Origin of the sequence: Pseudoalteromonas luteoviolacea, from assembly GCF_001696455.1 — a bacterium.
Taxonomy (GTDB): Bacteria; Pseudomonadota; Gammaproteobacteria; order Enterobacterales; family Alteromonadaceae; genus Pseudoalteromonas; species Pseudoalteromonas luteoviolacea_C.
The window spans coordinates 138,848-157,683 of sequence record NZ_MAUJ01000001.1 but is presented as its reverse complement, the minus strand read 5'-3'; the positions used below and the strand labels follow the sequence as shown (position 1 = coordinate 157,683).

Below are 18,836 nucleotides of genomic sequence, written 5' to 3'. Positions count from 1 at the left end.
GGCTTATAACTCCTTTTTCTCTGGTGTTGCTGAGCCCTGAGAAACATTTAATCTGATTTCAGGTGCACTGCTGTCGAACAGCAAAACATGGTTTTTGTCATAACCTGGGTGATATGCAAATGCGCCTTTTTCCTCACTGCTCAAACCAAACATGTCACCCGGGCTCGTTGTGTCAGAGTGCCAAAAGTAGCGATTTTCTCGAGAGGTAAACTTATTTTTGCCATCATCAAAAATTGTGAATTCAGGGCCTGACCGAGTCACATAACGTCTTGCTGGAGATTGCGGGGTCGCGTCCAGTAGTGCACCGTGATTTAAATCATTGCTTGGAAAGCCTTTCGAATCTCTATGATTATTTACATCTGCGGCTTTCACCAGCAGTGTAACGCGGCCATTTAAGTCATCACTGAACAGGCTTTTAAGCGCATTCGCGGGCACACGCACTCGCCAGCAATTGCTCGTCTCACTGCCTTCTTCACCAAGTATCTGGCATCCTTTGTAAGTATCTGAAGGTAATATCGAAAACGATAAATCGTTGTTGTCAAAAACAGCCTCATTGCCATTGAATGACAGGCCAAGTGAAAATGCACTGTCTTTCAACTGCGGATGTCTAATCACTTCGTTAAACTTGAGCTGCACAGTTAAATCCTGTTCTTGAGTCATAAAGCTCAAGTGCGGAATTGTTTGCACCTTGTAACGCCCAGAGATATAGCTGAAATATTCTGTGCTATGGCTACCTTGGCCTCGCTCATCCGTCATTTCTATGCGCCCATCTGATTTGACCTCACCTAACCACCTCATACCATAGCTTTTACGCTCTTGTTGAATAACCTCAACCTGCTGCAAATAAGGTGGCAAGTTAGCAATGTCATAAAAAAACTGGCTGTAGCCGACTAAAAACTCCATGGAATACGGGATGAGCTTTTCTGCATAACGCTCCAAAAGGCTGTCACCTCGAAAACACCTTAACTCCTGCTTTGACCAAAGATCGCATGTTTTTATCAATGGGTTTGAGGCTGAAAATGGCTTGGTAATATCTTGTCTTATATAAACCGGTCTCAGTAAAACCTCTCCGGGCGATATCTGACGCCCAGCAACCTCCCCTTCATAGGTCACACCTTTCATTGTTTGTTCTATATAGTAATACCCTTGCGGTCCACCAAATGCGCTAGCTTCCCACCATTCGGCGAACAAACTATTTAACTTTCCGGCAAGTTTAAACTCGTGAACATTGAAGTCTCCCCTATCTCCAAAGCTATCTGCAGCAGCATGCATAATCTCATATTGCGGCAGCGAAGATCTGGACCAAACATTGAGCTTTAAGCCACATGCATCTATCTTTGGGCCCAAATCGCTATCAAAATCAGAAAGCGCTCCGAAGTAGAACATTTTGCTTAGCTCACCCTTTCCGCATAGCTTATTAGCCGCACGATAAGCCGCTTTCGTTGCTTCTACATCAATATTCCAAGCTTTTATATTATTCTCTATCAGTACGGATATGGGGTGGGTAAACAGCCTCGTATCTCTCATCTCAACGTCATAAGATAAGTCAGCTTGAAATAATGCCGTGTTGTAAATACCTCTGGACATATTGTTAGGGTCAGTCAGCGTGTTGAGCTGCGAATAACCTTGAGGACTTGTCTTACGCGACCAAATTTGGTCCGCTGAAGTAATTAATTTGTGCTTTGCTACTTCAACAAACCACTTGTCTATATCTTGCCTATTTATAAACTCATATATTTTACTTGGAATAAAATGTGCCTCGTAATCATCTGGCTCCCCTAGCTGGTCTTTTAACCGAGTTAAATGTGCATCATTGTGCACATGAGCAATAGACATCATATCTTCTGCGTGGTGTAAAGCATGACCAAATAACCACATCGCTTTGGCGCCACTCAGCTCTCGGCCATGCTGTTCCAAAGTCCAACTTTTGTCTGGTTGCGCTTCTCTTAAATCAGTTATGCTGTTTATATAGCCCATTGTTGTAATGGCTTTATTGAAAAAACGCCCCGCTGTAATCTCGCTGGGCTCAACGGTCCCATAAATCCAATCGACATAATATGTAATAGAGTCCAACCAGTCATCGATTGACAATGGAGAGCCCGTATAAGCATGTTGAAAGTGAGACATTACTCTGCTGTCTGGCGTGTCCTCCATCACAACCCCATCAATCACATCGAGACTTAGCTTTCTAAACGCTTTGTAGTTTGGAGCATCATCGTCTTCGTCAATCGCCTTTTGAATCTTATCCCTGAATTTAGGATCATAACCCCATAAATAGGGATAAGATGAATCTAGAGGAACTGTATAGCGCGCTTCCCCATATTGCGCCGTGCGATATTTCGGGTGATGCTGGTAAAGCTGATGGTATGCATTTACCTCGATGTCCTGACTTTCAATTGATTTGATAATCACCTCTGTAATTCGTGGGTGACTCGTATTGGTGTCATGCGCTGAACACCAATCACTAGAGGCAATTGCCGAGACTAAGATGATCTTTTTTATAGTGGTAGGTACGCTATAGTCCATTATATTCCATTATTCGATTAGGTTTTTGTATTTGTCTTTGACACTTAACAGAACTCCAACAATCTGTTTCGGGAACACTGAAGTACCACTGCTTAAAAATAGGACGATATTTCTCTATTATTTTTTGTTTTAGAACGCCCTCAAATTGAACCAGATAGTCCCGTTTTATAATTTGAATATGGGATACAATTGAACGCCCTAGTTCAAATCGACGGTTACGATATTGAATTTCTAATTTGTCATAGTCATCGCTGTCTGGTACAGCTTGCGCCATGTCGAGCTTCGCTTTTACCGCTATGTCGCTCCATTGCGCCATAAATGTCTCGAAAGGCGTCACGACAATGTCCACTTTTATTGGGTCATCCGCTTTGCTCGGCGCATAGCCTTGACTCAATACAACTTGTTTGTAATTGGGGTGCATAACGATAAAAGTAATGCTTGCGTATGCGTTTGGGCGAAGTAAATCAAGATGCTCTCTAGGAAATCTAATCGCATCTCCAGCGAATCCGGTTTTGACGTGGTTATATCCAAATTCAATACCACACCCTCCATGTCCGCAGCTTTCTGCGTAGCCTGATGTGACGACAAAAGGAAAATTCGGTTTACTGCCATCGCTGGTTTTTATGGTGATTTCAATAGGCCCCCGATAGCCAAAGGAGTCATCTAAAAAGTCACAACTGGCTAATAGTGATGACACCAATATCAATGTGAAAATACGCAAAATCATAAACATAACTGACACCTTTTAAATAAGCCTTAAGCCCATTTATTTAATAGAAATTATAGGGTTATCAGCGCTACCCGAAATGGAATAACCTAGTATATTCGCTACCTTCGACAGCTCTTGCTCTACAATTAGGCCTTTATCTGAGTCAACCAGCAGTTTTAGCTGCTTCAAAACATCTTTTAGATTATTTTCTAAAATAAAAGCAATTGCCTCTGCGCGTTCATAATGATTCATTTCTGAGGCATAGGTATTGACTATTAGCGCTTGTTTTTTAACGGCATTGGCCCTTTTAAAAGTAATGTATCGGACACCTAGATTTTGTAGATTTTTGTCCAAACCCACACTCGTGAAATTCGCTTTAAAGTAGTCAAGGCTTGCGACTTCAGCTAAACCTAAAACACCTAAAATCTTGGTTTCAAAGCCATAGTTATCAAGAATAGATTGATTGAGTGCACGTGTTAGCTGCGCGATTGCCACTGAGTCGTCTTTCGAGCTCAATTTACCAAACACCCAACTTGCTGGCCCTCTAAAAATTGGATGCACCTTTTCACTGGCGAGCAATTTGATATGCTTCTCGACATCATTATTTGGATGAAAAGTGAAATACAATATCGCTTCGCGCAGCTTGAACCCGCCAGCCATCTCGTCATTAAGGTAGCGAGTAAAGTACTGTTTACTCTGTGATGATGGACCTGCAATGAATATATTAAGTGCAAAGCTTTTATGCGCGATTGCAGCAGTGCTTGTCTCTGATGCCAACTCAATCATGCTGTTTTGCAAAGCCGAATATAACCTTTGTTCGTATACATGGTTAGAAAGTCTAAGCTTTGTGCTTAAGATCGAAGTATTAACTTTTTCAAGCTCGCCCAAATTAGCATTGTCTTTTAAACGTTCATTTTGATATTCGGCTTCTAACGCGTTTAACTGGGTAACGAGCTGTGGTATCTGATCAAGTCCTTTATCTGGTTGTGAAGAGAGCGCATTAACTTGCTGAGTAATGCGGCTTACATCAGCAAGAGATAATGCATAAGCTGAATAATTAAATAAAGATAAAGCAAATAGCAGAACTATTTTAACCTTAAAATTGACAATATTTTGCTTTAGAACCATTAATACACCTTTTATCTCGTCCCTGAACGGCGGACGAATTATATGAAAAACAAGATCCCTGTCAAGAATAATAATTAAAAAGTATTATTTTTATGTAACTAAAACAACATAAAAACGCCCAACGGAAGAGAGTTTCGTTAATTAGTAAAATCACCTCCGATTAGATATGAAAATATTATTAAACTCGTAAAACTTTATATATATTTGTTGACCGCCAAACAATGCAAATATATTATCGCGCCATTTTTAGTCAGACTTAGACATGGACTTGCAGTAATGAAACCCCAAATAGGCCTCCTAAACCTGCTCTTATTTTCCCCATTTTCGTTCGCTACCTGCGATATTGTTGAGAGTATCAAAGGCGTAAACGTGAGAGCCGAACCTAACTCTTCATCGACTAAGGTTGGTTACTTTTCAAAGGGTGGACAATACGCATTAATTCAAAAAAGCGGAAATTGGTATAACTATTGGTATGACGGACAGCCGCGCTGGTCTTATGGCAAAGGTTACTTAGAAGAAAAGCAAGGTGAATGCACCACATTGACCAAGGTGCAGCAGGTACATGCTGGCCTAGATGATACGAGTGAAGTATATGGCACTGCACCCAGTGAATCAAAATGGGTCATTCAATCCCATACCCCGGTTTGGTATGAAGTTTGGTTTGCTAATCAAAGAGCTTATTTAAAAAAGCAACTAGATCATATTGATATCAATATTTTGTCGCGCTCTAATGAGTTCGCATTTGTTGGTACTTACTATTCTTATCAACCCATTACTTCCTCTAACCTAAACATTACTTGGCAATTAATTTCTGCCCCTACTGGCCATCAGTTGGAGGGCGACACTTTATTTTGGCAACCTACGGAAAGTGAATTAGGAAGTCACACTATCAAATGGCGAGGGACAGCATCGAATGGCCAAATCATAGAGCATGAATACACGCTAACCGTACTACCAGCGACGCAAGCAAACTGCCAAATTGTTGAAAGTATTAAGGGGGTTAATGTCAGAGCCCATCCAAATGGAAGCGCACAAAAAATTGGCTATATTCGCTCAAAAGAGCAGTATTCGTTAATTGGTGAAAACGGCAATTGGAAAAACATTTGGTTTGAAGGCCAACAAGCTTGGTCATATGCAAAAGGGTATTTAACTCAAGGCGGTGGCCGCTGCATTGCAATTACCAAAGAAACGCCTGTCAATATCTCTGCTGAGATCGACTCTAATCAACACGCTCTGGTGCAGCCAGATACTCACTTTGTAGTACTTCAAGAAGTCGATGATTGGTACCAAATCCACTGGCAAAATCAGCTTGGCTATATTCGTAAATCTCACAGCCAGCTTTTGCCTGTTCACGATAACTGGCAGTTTGAATCCATCCCAAGTGGTAAAGCATACGTAGGGGCTTCATTTCAATATTATCCACGCTTAAATAACCAACAAAATGTCACTTTTAAACTGACTCAATCACCTGCTGGCATGACGCTCAATGAAGGCGCGCTAGTTTGGAAGCCTACAGCACAACAAGTCGGCAAGCACACCGTTCAAATTGCCGCTATGGATGTCAGTAAAAGTGAACTTAAGCAATCTTTCGATATTGAAGTTTCCGAGTTGGATCAGGCCTCCTGTGCAATCGTGGAAGGGGTCAAAAATGTGAACGTCCGCGCCAGTAATTCAAGCTCCAGTGAAAAGGTTGGTTATTTACACGCCACAGAGCAATATGCGCTTTTAGGTCAAAATGGTAATTGGGCAAATATGTGGTTTGATAACGAGCCTCGCTGGGCCTACGCAAAAGGCTACCTGTCGCAAAGCCAAGGAATATGTGCAGAGGCAATCGCTCAATCTGACGTGTACAATACGAATAATGTGATTGTTGGCAATGTACCCAGCGGTTCTGTTTGGGTCGTAGTACAACAAACCAATGACTACGTCGAAACTTGGTTTAATGGCAACATTGCTAAAATCAACAAGCAGCACTTGCGCATAGAAACCGAGCAAAGGCAGCATGTATTTACCTCAACACCAGATACCCAAGCCTATAGCAAGCAACAATACATCTATGAGTTAAGCGTAGACTCTGAAGAGCCGGTCGAATTCCGTTTATTGAATGCACCCAGTGGTATGTCTCTCAACGGCAACCGAATAACTTGGACACCACCCGAAGCGACTTTTGGGCAGTTCCCTGTGACTGTATTGGCGACTGTGGATGGACAAACAGTTGAACAGTCATATTCAATCGATGTATCCGCATTGTTTCCGCCTTGTGACACTTAACCTGTAAACCTACTCAAAAGCAAAAAGCCCCAACATTGGGGCTTTTTCAATTCAGACCAGATGACGTCGTCAAATTTAAACACTATATCGTCTAGCAACTGTATTTATCACCGCCTTTTTAATGATGATAAAAAACTGAAAAGGGTTAGTTTTATATTCCAACTAAGCATTAAAAAGACCCCTGCGGGCCTTTAAATTGATTTATGCATTTAGCACTTTAAGCAAGCGCTCAGAGTCTAACTCTTCGCCCTCAGCATTAGTTTGAGCCAAATAACATACAAGGTAAAAGTCGAGTTTATGAGACTCCCCTTGCAGCTTTTCATCCAGCAACGCGACTTGCTCTGCCATTCTTGACTGCTGCTCACCCGCTGGTGAGTCTACATTAGTCAGGATTTCTAGCCTCAGTAGTAGGCTGTTAGCATTGAGATCTAGCGAGTTTTTACCCTGCCAGCACGCTGGTATATCGCTGCCCTGTGCAACCGCATTCAATAACTCGGTGAACTTTTCTCTATTTAGAGTAGAGAATAGCTCATTCAATTTAATGTTAACTTGTTCAAGCAGTGCTTTTTTGATTTTACTTAGGCCACCAAGGACTTCCAATGCAGATATATCTTCTTGCAGTTGACTCAGTTCAGACTGAGTTTTTGCTTCAATCACCGCACTGTCGAAGTTAGCAAGTACTTGCCTCTGTTCTGTTTCCAATTCGGCATTTTCGCGTTTTTGCTGTGCTACAAGCTCTTCTCTTTTAGCAAATACCGCATCATTGTGTTTTCTGAAGGTTTGCCACAGTACATGTTCATTTTTGCTGCCTGCAAACCCAATGGTTTGCCACTGCTTTTGCAATGACTTTAGTGCTTCACACGCATCAGCAACATTGTCATTGTCAATTTGCGCTTTCGCTTCATCAACCAATGACTGCTTTTGCTGGGCATTGTCTTGATGGTGAGACTTCAAACGTTCGCTAGTCTGAGCGTAGGCATCTCGATATTTTCCATTTAATGCTTGGTAAGTTTGAGCGTCTAAGCTGCCCGCACCGCGCCAAAGCTTGTTAATACGGTTAAACTGGCTTTCTAACTTACGCCAGCTTCCCTCTTCGTCAACTGAGAAGTCCACAAGCGCTTGCATTTCAACAATCAGTTTTTCTCTATCTACGATAATCTTTTTACGTACTTCTTCTTGCTCTGCAAAGTATGCGCGACAAGGGGCAAATAACAGCTCAATTTTCTCATCAAACTGTTTAGCTTGCTGCTTCTCTTCTTCACTTTCTATACGTCCGAGCTCGTTCCAACGCACTCGCAACATTTTAACGTCTGCTGCGCGAGTTTTAGGATCAATATCAGATTCACCTAACTTTTCGTCTAGTTGCGCTAGCAGTTCGGTACGCTTAGGAGCTGACGCATAACGCTGCCAATCTTTCACTTCTGCTAATTGAGATTGAAGAGATTCTTGTTGCTTTGCAACTTGCTCTTTGTGGCCGTCAGTAAGTTGCTCATAGCTCTCTGTAAATCCGTTGAATACACCAAAAGCAATATTAAAGCGGCCTTGTTCAATGAGCCTTTGCACATCACGTGCTTTTTTGCGTGCTTCTTTTAATAATTGCTGTTGCTTATCTACTAGCGGCTTCATTGCAGTTAAAAACGACTTAGAAACGTCCCCAAGTTCTTTTTTAGCTTGCTTTTTCAATTCATAAGGCAACTGTTTTAATGCGTTGTTGCATACTTGATATGCACGCTTTTGCTCTATGAGTAGGCTATCTAATTGAGCAATGTCTTCGCTGGCTTCAATTTTAGCGAGCTCTTCTAGAGATGACTGAAACTCTTTACTGGCGGCAATCATTTCAGGAAGTTGGCTCAGTACTTTCTCAAGCTCTTTGAGCTTTTCAAAAAAGGTCTGGAATTCACGACTTTCTCGATACGCAGACTCTTCTAGTCGTTTTGCCAATTGTGCATATTTAGCTTGTAAAGGTGCCTGCGACTCTACATCTAGCTTTTTAACGGCGTCAGTCAATACAGACTCAAGCTCACAACATTGCGTTTTGGTTTCTTCAATTGCTTGAAGTTTATCTGCTTGCGCTTTTTGTTCAGCTAGCTTTTCTTCGTGCTGCACTTTTAGCTTAGCGATATGTGACGTTAGCTTTTCCGTCAGTTTTTCATACTTACTAGATTGCGTAGCCAGTGTTTCTTCGTCTAGCCACTTTAGCTCTAAAGCTTGCCATTGCTGACTGAGATCTTTAAATTGTGAGTCGACTACTTGATAGTCTAGCTTTTCACGTAATGCGTTAAATTTTGCCAAGATCAACTTCACTTGCTCAGCAACTTGCTTAGGCATCACCTTAGCTAGCCTCGCAGTTTCTATATGTGCCTCAATTTTAGCTTTCGCCTCTCCTTGCGCACTTTTAAAGACGGGCTTAGTTAATTCATACTGGAACACCAAGTCTATAAGGGCCACTTGAAAAGACTCATCACCCTCTTTGAACGCTTTTTCAATTAGCTTAGCATTTGCAATTCTTTTCAATAGCTTGACTCTTTGAGTCAAAGCAATATCCGAAAAAGCGAGCTTCTCTAGCGTTTTAACTGGTGCATATCTATCGATGTACTCTTCTCTAATTTCATTACTCAACATCTGTGAGCCAGAAAGTACAGCTTGGTTTATATGCTGCTCGGCAACTTCTTTAAGTGCTTGGTCTTGTTTGTAAGCTTTCCACCATAAGCCCAAATCATCAATTTTGTTGAGGACCTTTTTTCTTATTTGTATCGAGTCGTCCTCTAGTGCCAGTGTTGTAAGTGCTTCCGCATCCTTGGTTATGTCTAATTTATCCACCGCCGCTAAACGCACTTGCGCTTTAGGGTGCTTCCATTTAGGTGTAAATAAGTGTTTAAAGATCATTTTCAGTGAACCTAGCTATTTCGTTTTCTGCTTTAAATTCTTTTTGCAATTCTCGTTTTGACTTTTGAACCATTTCACCGTCTTCATTTATCGTAAATTGCTCATTCGACTTTGCGACTTTTGCTTGATACAACATGACGAGTTGAACAGTCTGCTCTTTTTGCGCTTCGGTCAGTTCAGTGCCATCAGGCCAACGGCCCGTAGAGGCACCGTATTGTAAGCGCTCAAATAATTCTGGGGTAATGCTACTTACCAAGTTTTCTACATTCATCGTCACTTTTTCTTTTTCAAAATTACTAAGATCACGCGATTAATTAAATACCAAACCATGCCGATTCCGATAGCTGATTTGGCGGCATACATCTCAATGCTGCCCTCGACTGGATGTTGCCAGTACAAATATAAAAAGCCACCTAAGAATAAAATCAGAGCTAAAAAAGAATAGTTCATAATGCTCTGCTGCTTCTTTATACGATTTCTTACAGATAAACGACGTAATTCGTCTTCACTTATTTTGCCAATTTCCGCATCGCAATGAGGGCAAACTGTATGCTTAGAAGAAATCGATTTATTACAACTGGGGCATTGGGCAATTGCCATACTCTAGTTACTCCGAATAAAAAATAAGGCGCCAGATGGCGCCCTATTCTACTTGGTTTCAGCTAATTTGTCTTATTGGAAATCGCGAGATTTTTCGATTTTATCGTCTCCAGAAGCTTGACCTTTTTCTTTTTCAAACTTTTCCCAATAATCATCAACGGTTTCTTTCATTTCTTTTCTTAAAACGAATATGCCGAACAAGTTTGGTAACGTCATAACGACAATGCCCACAGCAGCTAATTTCCATATTAAAGTCGTATCTGCAAATGATGCCCAAAAGAAGCCTGCAACATAAAATACTCGATACGGCATAACCGAGCGCGGCCCCAATAAATAAGTCATTGCACGGTCGCCGTAATAAGACCATGCGATCGCTGTCGAAAACGCAAACAGTAATAGCCCGATAGAAACAATATACTGGCCACTTTCTCCAAAGAAGCCGCGAGTAAATGCTTTAGTTGTCAACTCTGCGGAGTGAACCAAAGACTTACCATGAATTGTGATGCTTGGATCTGCTGGCGTGCCACCTTCTATTTGAACCGTGCCGGTATATTGATGTTGGTCTGAAATTCCAAAACGGATATCTTCACCAATTGAACGAGAATGCAGCACCGTAAAGTCTTTATTGACCGCAATGCCCTGAACGACTTGAATCGCCCCATTATACTCTTCAACTTGATGGTCTGAATAGCCGTTTAAATACTTGTATAGTTGTTCTCTATCAGCTTCGTTTGCTTCGTCATAGTTGCCTTTAATAAAGGTCATGCCGGAACGTTCAAATTCAGTGTCAAACTTCTCTGTCCAAACGCCAGACGATAAAATAACTAAGCCCGTCAACGTACAAATGATAATGGTGTCTATGAATGGCTCTAATATAGATACCATCCCCTCAGACACAGGTTCATCTGCCTTTGCTGATGCGTGGGCGATAGGAGCAGAACCTTGACCCGCTTCGTTTGAGAATAAACCTCGGTTAACACCACGATTAAATGCATAAGCAAATGACGCACCTAAAAAGCCACCCGCAGCTGCTGAGCCAGAAAATGCATTAGTGAATACAGAAACAAATGAAGGGCCAATGTTTTCGATGTTGTAGAAAATAACCGCAAACGCACCAAATATGTATACCGCAGCCATGACCGGCACGACTTTAGACGTAATTGCAGCGATGCGTTTAATACCACCTAATATAACGAGTGCCAGTAAGATCGATAATACGGCACCCGTTGCCATTCTTTCAAACCCGAAAGTGGCTTCCATACCTTGTGCGATGTTGTTGATCTGCGGCAAGCTGCCAGTACCAAAGGAACTGATAACGGTTGCAACAGCAAATAGTACCGCCAACCACTTCATGTTTAGGCGTCTGTCCATGTAGTACATTGGACCACCAGCCATCGTGCCGTCTGCTGTTTTCACACGATATTTATGAGACAGTGTGACTTCCACAAATTTGGTTGTCATACCAAAAAATGCAGTCATCCACATCCAAAATAGCGCAGCCGGGCCACCGATTGAAATTGCCAGCGCTACCCCGCCAATATTACCTGTACCGACCGTACCGGATAATGCCGTAGACAACGCTTGGAAGTGCGTTGTGTCACCTTCATGTGCATTCTTGTCGTACTTGCCAGTCACAACACGACAAGCATGTTTAAAATAGCGAATTTGCGGGAACTTCAAATACACCGTAAAAAAGAAACCCACCCCCAATAATACATATGGAAACCACCACGAGCCTCCAAGCATGGCATCTAGGCTATCAAGAAAACTTCCTAATACGTCCACGACACTTCCTCTTCTAGTTGTTGTTATATAAATAAAAAAGGCAACCCAAAAGGCTGCCTTACTGTTGATTATCTTAGATTATCTACAACTTTCACAATTGCAGCTAATGTATCTTGTCCAAACTGGTATGAACGTCTGTCAGACCAGCCATAATGCGGATCAGGTAAATCCGCATTGTCTTTAAACGGCATTTCTATCGTGTAAGCCAGAGCTTTAAATTCTTCACCTACTGCACAAGACGCCACTGTTAAGTTAGCTTGACCAGGTTCGTCTTTAGGGTAGCCGTAAACGTCTTGGAAATCAGGTGTTATTGTTAAAAGCGCATCTTTAAACTGGTTTTCAAGGCTCTCTAGACGTGCATCATAGCTTGGAATACCTTCACTACCGGCCACAAAGTTATACGGTAGCGCTTCATCACCATGAATATCTAGATACATATCTAGACCGACTTCACGCATTTTTTCTAATACGTAATAGACTTCCGGTGAATTTTCGATACTTGGCGTTTGCCACTCACGATTCAAATTCACGCCGTTTGCATTCGTGCGTAAGTGACCCCTTACACTGCCATCTGGGTTCATATTAGGCACGATATAAAATACAGATTTTGACAATAAAGCAGCTGCATGTGGATCTTCATCATCTAGTAGCTTTTCTAGCAGCCCTTCAACAAACCACTCAGCCATCGTCTCACCTGGGTGTTGACGCGCTGTTATCCAAATTTTCTTTTTAGTTTCACTTGGCTCACCAATAACAAGCAAACTCATGTCTCTGCCGTCAATGGTTTGACCTAAAGTTTGGATCTGACAAGCATCATGGCTTTGTGCCCTGTATAGCAAGTCTAGGTGGCGCTCATAACTATATGGTGCAAAATATGCGAAAAATGTGTGGCTGTATTCTGGCTCAAAATTAATGACTAACTGCCCATCTTTATATTCAGTTGGCACCCTGAACCAAGTTTGTCTGTCATATGAGGCAACAGCCTGATAATCATCCCACCCTTCTGGGTAAGCTGACTCGGCCAACTTATTAATATGTAATTTGTGCTCTACAAAAGGTGTAGACTCTAGACGAAAGTGAAACCATTGAAAAAAGTCAGAGTTGTTGTCTTTGTTGATTTCTAGCTGAATATCGTGAGGCTGCTCAGCCGAAATTACCTTGATATTACCGCTGTCAAAATTACTTGAGATTCTCATATTTACCCTAATTACTTGGCAAAATTATTGCCTTTAAATTGCGCCTTTCCAACAAAACAATGAGTTGTTATTCATGTTAGCTAGATGTAGCTAAAAACTGTGGAAAGCCTACCACACATGACGCCGATCAAAAACTAAAAAAGCCAGCTAATGCTGGCTTTTTTATTGGTCAGACCTTTATTAAGGTAGACTTGGGAAGGCTACTTCAGCCATATCGCGCATTACGCGAACAACCTGACAGCTGTAACCGAACTCATTATCGTACCAAACATATAGTACTACACGGTCGCCATCAACAATTGTTGCTTGTGAATCAACAACACCTGCATAGCGGCTGCCGACTAAATCAGTAGATACGATTTCTGTTGAAGCTGTATAATCGATTTGGTCGCGAAGGTCAGAGTACAGTGAAGTTTCACGTAGGAACTCGTTTAACTCTTCAGCAGTCGTTTCTGAATCTAGGTTTAAGTTCAAAATAGCCATAGATACATTAGGCGTAGGAACACGGATTGCGTTACCCGTTAACTTACCTGCTAGCTCAGGAAGGGCTTTCGCCACTGCTTTTGCAGCACCTGTTGAAGTAATAACCATGTTCAGTGCCGCACTGCGTCCACGACGCTCTGCTTTGTGGTAGTTGTCAATTAGGTTTTGGTCGTTTGTATATGAATGAACCGTTTCAACGTGACCATTCTTAATACCAAACTTATCATTAAGCGCCTTTAATACTGGCGTGATTGCATTCGTTGTACAGCTCGCCGCTGAAACAATCTTATCTTCACCAAGAATATCTGCGTTGTTAACACCGTAAACGATGTTCTTGATGTCACCTTTTGCAGGTGCAGTCAGAAGTACTTTAGATGCACCAACAGACTTAAGGTGTTTACCTAAGCCATCTTCGTCTTTCCAAACACCGGTGTTGTCGACAACAAGCGCGTTTTCAATACCGTATTTAGTGTAATCGACTTCTTCAGGCGAGTTTGCATAAATAATCTGAATGTAGTTACCATTTGCTTTAATAGCACCCTTTTCGTGGTCAACTGTGATTGAACCATCGAAAGGACCATGAATTGAATCACGGCGTAACAAACTTGCACGCTTTTCTAGGTCACCGTCACGGCCACCGCGAACAACGATAGCGCGAAGACGTAAATCAGCGTGAGAGCCGCCGCGCTCGATAAGCAGGCGCGCTAATAAACGTCCAATACGGCCAAAGCCATATAGTACTACGTCACGAGGTTCTGGACGCGTACCTTTATTTAATAAGTCAGCAAGCTCACTGTTCAAGTACTCTTCAATTGAACGGCCTTCACCTGCATTTTTATAGATATATGCATAAGCTAGCTTACCTAAATCGATACGACCAGGCGCAAGCTCCATTTTGCTGATAGCTTCTAAGAATGGGAAGCTTTCACGAAGACGCAATTTAGTCTCTTCAAAACGTGCTACTGTTTTATGAGCTTTGATTACGTCAATTGTGCTTGTATTTACAAGTGGACGGCCATAAACAGCGATTTCAACACCTAAGTTACGGTATAAACGGCCAATAATAGGCTGCATATTTTCTGCGTAATCTTGGCGCTCCTGCCAGCTATTTTGATATTCTTGCTCGTGAGATAAGGTCATTTTTTCTGCCTAATAAACAATTTTTTGAACGGATAGCCCTAATGGGCACCGCCATTCTAATTTAATCTGCAATTATTCTCCACTTTTACCTGATATTTCCTCAAGTTTTTACAATGGGTACAACCGTTACTCTACTTATACGACGTCATTATTAATCCCGGTGATAAGTAGCAAGGCAACTCACTGCCTGTCAAAATTCATAAAATAGTCTTACAAATTGCGCCATCTAGATTAAACTTATAAAACATACCCAATGATAGGGCTGTTTCGATAGATGCAAAAATGGTATGTTGTGCCCGTGTGAAAATTATTTAGGATAAACAATGGCTAATAGGTGGATGTTTTCTATTGTCAGTGCTTCATTGCTCGCATTAATGACTGGATGTGAGGAACCTTTAACACTGGCCAAAGTGTGTGATGAAACGCCTGGTTTTTGTAGTGACCTAAATAAAGATAGTCATTGTAAAGAAGAAAGGGCATCAGTCATTATTAGCCGTTATATCGAATATAAAGATCCTAATGACGACAATAAATATCAATTGCTCAAAAAGTTCGAAACTTACAACACTTGTATCTCTTTAGCTGCCAAGATTGAGCATATCAAACTCAAAGAAAAAACCACCTCTCGTGTCGAAGGACACTTGACCAGTTTGAAAGAAATGAATCGCATTTATCAAGACACCAGAGGTTCAAACCACCCTGGGTTGTTGTATTACCATTGGTCAAGAAACAACAGCCAGTTCGCAATGAATAAGCTGCTGAGAATGCAAGATGAGCCATATGTCAGAGACAATAGCGAAATCCAAATGTTTTTAGCAACTTATTACGCAAAGTTTGATGATGATAAGACGATAGATCTGCTCTATCGAGTATTAGAGCTTAATCAAGCTGGGGAAACACCAGATATTGAAGTCTATAAAGCACTTGTGAGTATTTTTTACAAACAAAAAAAGTATAAACATGCCTACACTTTCGCCAGAATAGCGCAATTATCCGGCTTTGAGGCGGTAGATTTAATTGATATAAAGCATGAACTGACAGCTCGTGGAAAGAATATTGGTGTCTTAGAACAACTGGCATTAAAAACGCGCGAGGAGATAGAGACCGGCAAGTTTCTATCTCCTAGAGGTTAATTCTAACCTTTACCGTTTAACTCAGTTGTAACCTGTGCGAGCCCTACTTGCGAAATGCGCGATACAATTTCTTTTTGTTTCGCGCTAAGCAATGAAATCCCTTCTGCCACGAGATCATATACCTTCCACTGTCCGTCTTTTCCTTTGCGGAATTTAAAGTGTAGGTCAATGTCTGGCCCAGCATTTTCTTTGATAATCGCCTTTACTGTCGCATATTTGCTATCTTTTGGCGCTGGGGCCTGCTCAAAAACCACCTCCTGGCCTTTATACTGCATCAAGGCACTTGCATAAGTCACTTCGAGGTAATGGGTGACAGCCCCGATAAATTCGATGGCCTCTTGACGCTTCAAGCCTTTTATATGCTTACCCAGTAATTTTCTAGATACAAATCGAGTATCTATATGCGGCATTAAACGCGCTTTCACAATGCCACGCATTTCCTTTGGTGTCGCTTTGCCTCCTGCATTCACTTTCTTTATGTCCGCAAAGAGCCCATCACCAACTTGTGTGATAAGTTGGTATGGCGTCTCATTAGCCATCGCCATCGTTGAGCAAAACACTAAAAATAAAAAGCTGACGACTTTTTTCAATTTCAATTCCTCTTTAATAAAATAAACCTACCCACATGGCTCAATTGTGAGTCTTTAACAACATACTCAAACACACCTTTTAAGGTGAATATGCTAAAACGATATGATCGCAGAAGTTGTCAAAAATTGTATTGGATTTTACAGAATGAAACATTCTGCTTGATAGAATGGACCAGACAAGTGTGAATTCTAATTCAAATAAATATTAAGAAGGAATTTGCGGTTACTTTTCAATGCCCTGTAGGTATAAAAACTAACTGAAAAATGTCATCAAAATATTACTGTGCTGTTTAACCCACTCAGTTTAAAAAAGCGGGCGAGGATAACAGGCCGAAACTTAATACTTCCTTAACGCCGTCTGAACTAAGCCACTGCTGGTTATCCAGCCTTTGACTTCACCTAAAGATAGCGGCTCACTAATGTTGAATCCTTGGATATATGTACATCCTTGCTCGGCGAGATATTGTGTTGTTTCATCATTTTCGACTCCCTCAGCGACGACTGAACACCCAAGCTTTTTAGCCAAAAAGAGTGTGGTTTCAATGATTGCTCGATCCTTATCTTGCTCTAAACATTTTGTAACAAACGACTTGTCTATCTTAATTTGAGAGATCGGCAATTCTTTTAATATAGAAAATGAGGAGAACCCCGTCCCAAAGTCATCAATACTTACCGCAAACCCCATATCAATTAATCTTTCAATAAGTTGCTTGGTTTGCTCAACATCTGTCATCACCATACTTTCTGTAAGTTCAAAGATGATCCTACTTGGGTCGACCTTTTTGCTTTCAATTTGGCTATTTAAGACGTTAATAAGGTTATTACCCACCAAATCTTGGCAAGAAAGATTAATATGTACGGACAGGTTCGAATTTAACTTCAACAGCACGCTCAAATCACTGAATACAGTGTTGATCACATAAGCACTCAAGTACTTAATCATATTGTTTTTTTCAGCTATGGGGATAAAGCGTTCTGGCAAGATAAAAGCGCCATCATCAGAGGGCCACCTCACAAGCGCCTCGACACCATGCACTTTGCTATTTTCAGTCTCCACAATCGGTTGATAAAAAACCGTTAAGTCCCCCCTTGCTAACGCACTCTTAAAGTCATTTAGCATATGGAATTCAGACACCACCCCCTGATGCAATTTTTTATCAAACAGCACGAGACTCTGTTTACTTCGTTTTGCTGCATACATCGCGATGTCCGCACGCTTGAGTAGTTCCGAAGCAGAAGTTCTTTCTTCAGGCACATTAATGATGGCACCTGAACTATAAATCACATCAACGGCCACTTCCTCAACAACAAGCCCATTGTGGAGAGAACTGAGTATGGCGTTATTTTGCGCAAATAAAGCGGATTCGTTGCGCGCTTCGCTCACTACAACAAACTCATCACCACCAATGCGAAATAACTCGCTTCCAGGGAGCAAACTATTGGAGATTGCTTGGGCAAACTGTATTAACAGTTTATCGCCAAAGAAGTGCCCCATCGCATCATTGATTTGCTTTAAATTGTATAAGTCGTAGAGCACCACAGAAAATTGCTGATTAACACGTTGACGCTTTTCAATACAAGCAAAACATTGAGGGCGGTTTCGTAGTTTAGTCAGATGATCATGTTGGGAGTTGTATTTCTCTAGATCTACAGATTTTTGTAGCTTAGTTAAGCTAGCTTTGCTCAAATTGACGACAACAATAACAAATAAGCCACCTAACACCAGTATTGTAGAAAGCCCAAACGTGATATTGGAAGCATCCACTCTTTCATAGACATAAATCGCAAAGCCCGCATAACCAGTAACAAAAAAGCAGATTAACGCAAACAGGACGCGCCAACCCGGAGATTGAGCAATACGGCATATTTCCAAAGCGGGACGAAACGATACCACTAAGAAAGCAAGCCCAACGAGGATCAAACAAAGGCTTAATGTTTCCAAAAACAAGACCCAAGGGGAAAGATTGTTTTTAGTATAGTTTAATATTTTAGATATGCGCTCTCATTGACTATAACCCCACTAAGCTTTAAGCCCAAATCAAGTATTTTTCAATACGATGTACATTCGGTCTTTGAGCGTTAAACTACGTTTCTTTAGCTCTACTAACAGATTGTCTAACTCCGGATGCAGTCCACTATGTATACTTGCAATTTTACTTTCTAATTTATTGTAGTCATTGAGTAACTTAGCAAAACTGGGGTCACACTCTTTAAGTTCGCAGATTTTAGACTCAAACTCAGGTAACTCTTTTACAAGACGGTCGTGTCCAATCGTCATATCTATTTCCTGCTGCGGTAACGGGCTCGGTTTTAACTGGGGTGAAAGTCAGTACGCCGCCTAGTTACACAAACCCGAACCCTAAAACATTCAAGTAACTGGCTATTGAAA

General features: G+C 41.4%; 14 protein-coding genes. 2 read left to right on the top strand and 12 right to left on the bottom strand.

Annotated features, from left to right (window positions below; all coding sequences use genetic code 11):
• Positions 1 to 3: 3 nt before the first annotated feature.
• From A7985_RS00705 to A7985_RS00695, 3 genes are read right to left on the bottom strand one after another with little or no spacing between them, the layout of a single operon-like run.
• Positions 4 to 2,526 carry a hypothetical protein gene (locus A7985_RS00705; protein ID WP_065788533.1) on the bottom strand — a complete coding sequence of 841 codons (2,523 nt, stop codon included), beginning with the start codon at positions 2,524 to 2,526 and terminating at the stop codon, positions 4 to 6.
• On the bottom strand, positions 2,516 to 3,259 hold the full coding sequence (locus tag A7985_RS00700; RefSeq protein WP_065788532.1) for a hypothetical protein: 744 nt from the start codon (positions 3,257 to 3,259) through the stop codon (positions 2,516 to 2,518). The genes A7985_RS00705 and A7985_RS00700 overlap by 11 nt, the downstream gene beginning before the upstream one ends.
• Positions 3,260 to 3,292: 33 nt before the next feature.
• Positions 3,293 to 4,363 (bottom strand): hypothetical protein, encoded by a 1,071-nt coding sequence (locus tag A7985_RS00695; protein WP_065788531.1) that lies wholly within the window; start codon positions 4,361 to 4,363, stop codon positions 3,293 to 3,295.
• 276 nt (positions 4,364 to 4,639) lie between these two features.
• Here A7985_RS00695 and A7985_RS00690 point away from each other — a divergent pair, with 276 nt between their 5' ends.
• A complete protein-coding gene (locus A7985_RS00690; protein WP_141685234.1) occupies positions 4,640 to 6,634 on the top strand; it encodes a putative Ig domain-containing protein in 1,995 nt (664 codons plus the stop codon).
• Between the two features lie 201 nt (positions 6,635 to 6,835).
• On the opposite strand, the gene A7985_RS00685 is transcribed toward A7985_RS00690, so the two are convergent.
• The 6 genes from A7985_RS00685 to A7985_RS00660 form a co-directional block, all read right to left on the bottom strand.
• Positions 6,836 to 9,520, bottom strand: a complete 2,685-nt coding sequence (locus A7985_RS00685) for a DUF349 domain-containing protein (RefSeq protein ID WP_065788529.1) — start codon at positions 9,518 to 9,520, stop codon at positions 6,836 to 6,838.
• Positions 9,510 to 9,791, bottom strand: a complete 282-nt coding sequence (locus A7985_RS00680; protein WP_063358365.1) for a YeaC family protein — start codon at positions 9,789 to 9,791, stop codon at positions 9,510 to 9,512. The genes A7985_RS00685 and A7985_RS00680 overlap by 11 nt, the downstream gene beginning before the upstream one ends.
• A 2-nt stretch (positions 9,792 to 9,793) precedes the next feature.
• Positions 9,794 to 10,120 (bottom strand): hypothetical protein, encoded by a 327-nt coding sequence (locus tag A7985_RS00675; protein ID WP_065788528.1) that lies wholly within the window; start codon positions 10,118 to 10,120, stop codon positions 9,794 to 9,796.
• Positions 10,121 to 10,192: 72 nt separating this feature from the next.
• A complete protein-coding gene (locus A7985_RS00670; RefSeq protein WP_065788527.1) occupies positions 10,193 to 11,905 on the bottom strand; it encodes an alanine/glycine:cation symporter family protein in 1,713 nt (570 codons plus the stop codon).
• A gap of 68 nt (positions 11,906 to 11,973) precedes the next feature.
• Entirely contained in the window at positions 11,974 to 13,101 is a 1,128-nt protein-coding gene (locus A7985_RS00665) for a M14 family metallopeptidase (RefSeq protein WP_065788526.1), read from the bottom strand.
• A 180-nt stretch (positions 13,102 to 13,281) separates the two neighbouring features.
• Positions 13,282 to 14,724, bottom strand: coding sequence for a glyceraldehyde-3-phosphate dehydrogenase (locus tag A7985_RS00660; protein ID WP_065788525.1), 1,443 nt, complete (start codon positions 14,722 to 14,724; stop codon positions 13,282 to 13,284).
• Positions 14,725 to 15,047: 323 nt separating this feature from the next.
• Between A7985_RS00660 and A7985_RS00655 the strand changes: the two genes are divergently transcribed.
• Entirely contained in the window at positions 15,048 to 15,857 is an 810-nt protein-coding gene (locus tag A7985_RS00655; protein WP_256096628.1) for a DUF2989 domain-containing protein, read from the top strand.
• 2 nt (positions 15,858 to 15,859) lie between these two features.
• Here the strand turns inward: A7985_RS00655 and A7985_RS00650 are convergent, their stop codons facing one another.
• The 3 genes from A7985_RS00650 to A7985_RS00640 all read right to left on the bottom strand — a co-directional run bounded on the left by A7985_RS00650 (position 15,860) and on the right by A7985_RS00640 (position 18,725).
• Positions 15,860 to 16,453, bottom strand: a complete 594-nt coding sequence (locus A7985_RS00650) for an MlaC/ttg2D family ABC transporter substrate-binding protein (protein ID WP_370671154.1) — start codon at positions 16,451 to 16,453, stop codon at positions 15,860 to 15,862.
• Between the two features lie 331 nt (positions 16,454 to 16,784).
• A complete protein-coding gene (locus A7985_RS00645; RefSeq protein WP_081310374.1) occupies positions 16,785 to 18,389 on the bottom strand; it encodes a putative bifunctional diguanylate cyclase/phosphodiesterase in 1,605 nt (534 codons plus the stop codon).
• Between the two features lie 96 nt (positions 18,390 to 18,485).
• Entirely contained in the window at positions 18,486 to 18,725 is a 240-nt protein-coding gene (locus A7985_RS00640; protein ID WP_065788523.1) for a YdcH family protein, read from the bottom strand.
• Between the last annotated feature and the right edge of the window lie 111 nt (positions 18,726 to 18,836).

What these genes read in the sequence shown, in the direction of transcription:
- A7985_RS00705 (WP_065788533.1), bottom strand. Translation starts at nt 2,526, where the DNA reads ATGGACTATAGCGTACCTACCACTATAAAAAAGATCATCTTAGTCTCG.
- A7985_RS00700 (WP_065788532.1), bottom strand. Translation starts at nt 3,259, where the DNA reads ATGTTTATGATTTTGCGTATTTTCACATTGATATTGGTGTCATCACTA.
- A7985_RS00695 (WP_065788531.1), bottom strand. Translation starts at nt 4,363, where the DNA reads ATGGTTCTAAAGCAAAATATTGTCAATTTTAAGGTTAAAATAGTTCTG.
- A7985_RS00690 (WP_141685234.1), top strand. Translation starts at nt 4,640, where the DNA reads ATGAAACCCCAAATAGGCCTCCTAAACCTGCTCTTATTTTCCCCATTT.
- A7985_RS00685 (WP_065788529.1), bottom strand. Translation starts at nt 9,520, where the DNA reads ATGATCTTTAAACACTTATTTACACCTAAATGGAAGCACCCTAAAGCG.
- A7985_RS00680 (WP_063358365.1), bottom strand. Translation starts at nt 9,791, where the DNA reads ATGAATGTAGAAAACTTGGTAAGTAGCATTACCCCAGAATTATTTGAG.
- A7985_RS00675 (WP_065788528.1), bottom strand. Translation starts at nt 10,120, where the DNA reads ATGGCAATTGCCCAATGCCCCAGTTGTAATAAATCGATTTCTTCTAAG.
- A7985_RS00665 (WP_065788526.1), bottom strand. Translation starts at nt 13,101, where the DNA reads ATGAGAATCTCAAGTAATTTTGACAGCGGTAATATCAAGGTAATTTCG.
- A7985_RS00660 (WP_065788525.1), bottom strand. Translation starts at nt 14,724, where the DNA reads ATGACCTTATCTCACGAGCAAGAATATCAAAATAGCTGGCAGGAGCGC.
- A7985_RS00655 (WP_256096628.1), top strand. Translation starts at nt 15,048, where the DNA reads ATGGCTAATAGGTGGATGTTTTCTATTGTCAGTGCTTCATTGCTCGCA.
- A7985_RS00640 (WP_065788523.1), bottom strand. Translation starts at nt 18,725, where the DNA reads ATGACGATTGGACACGACCGTCTTGTAAAAGAGTTACCTGAGTTTGAG.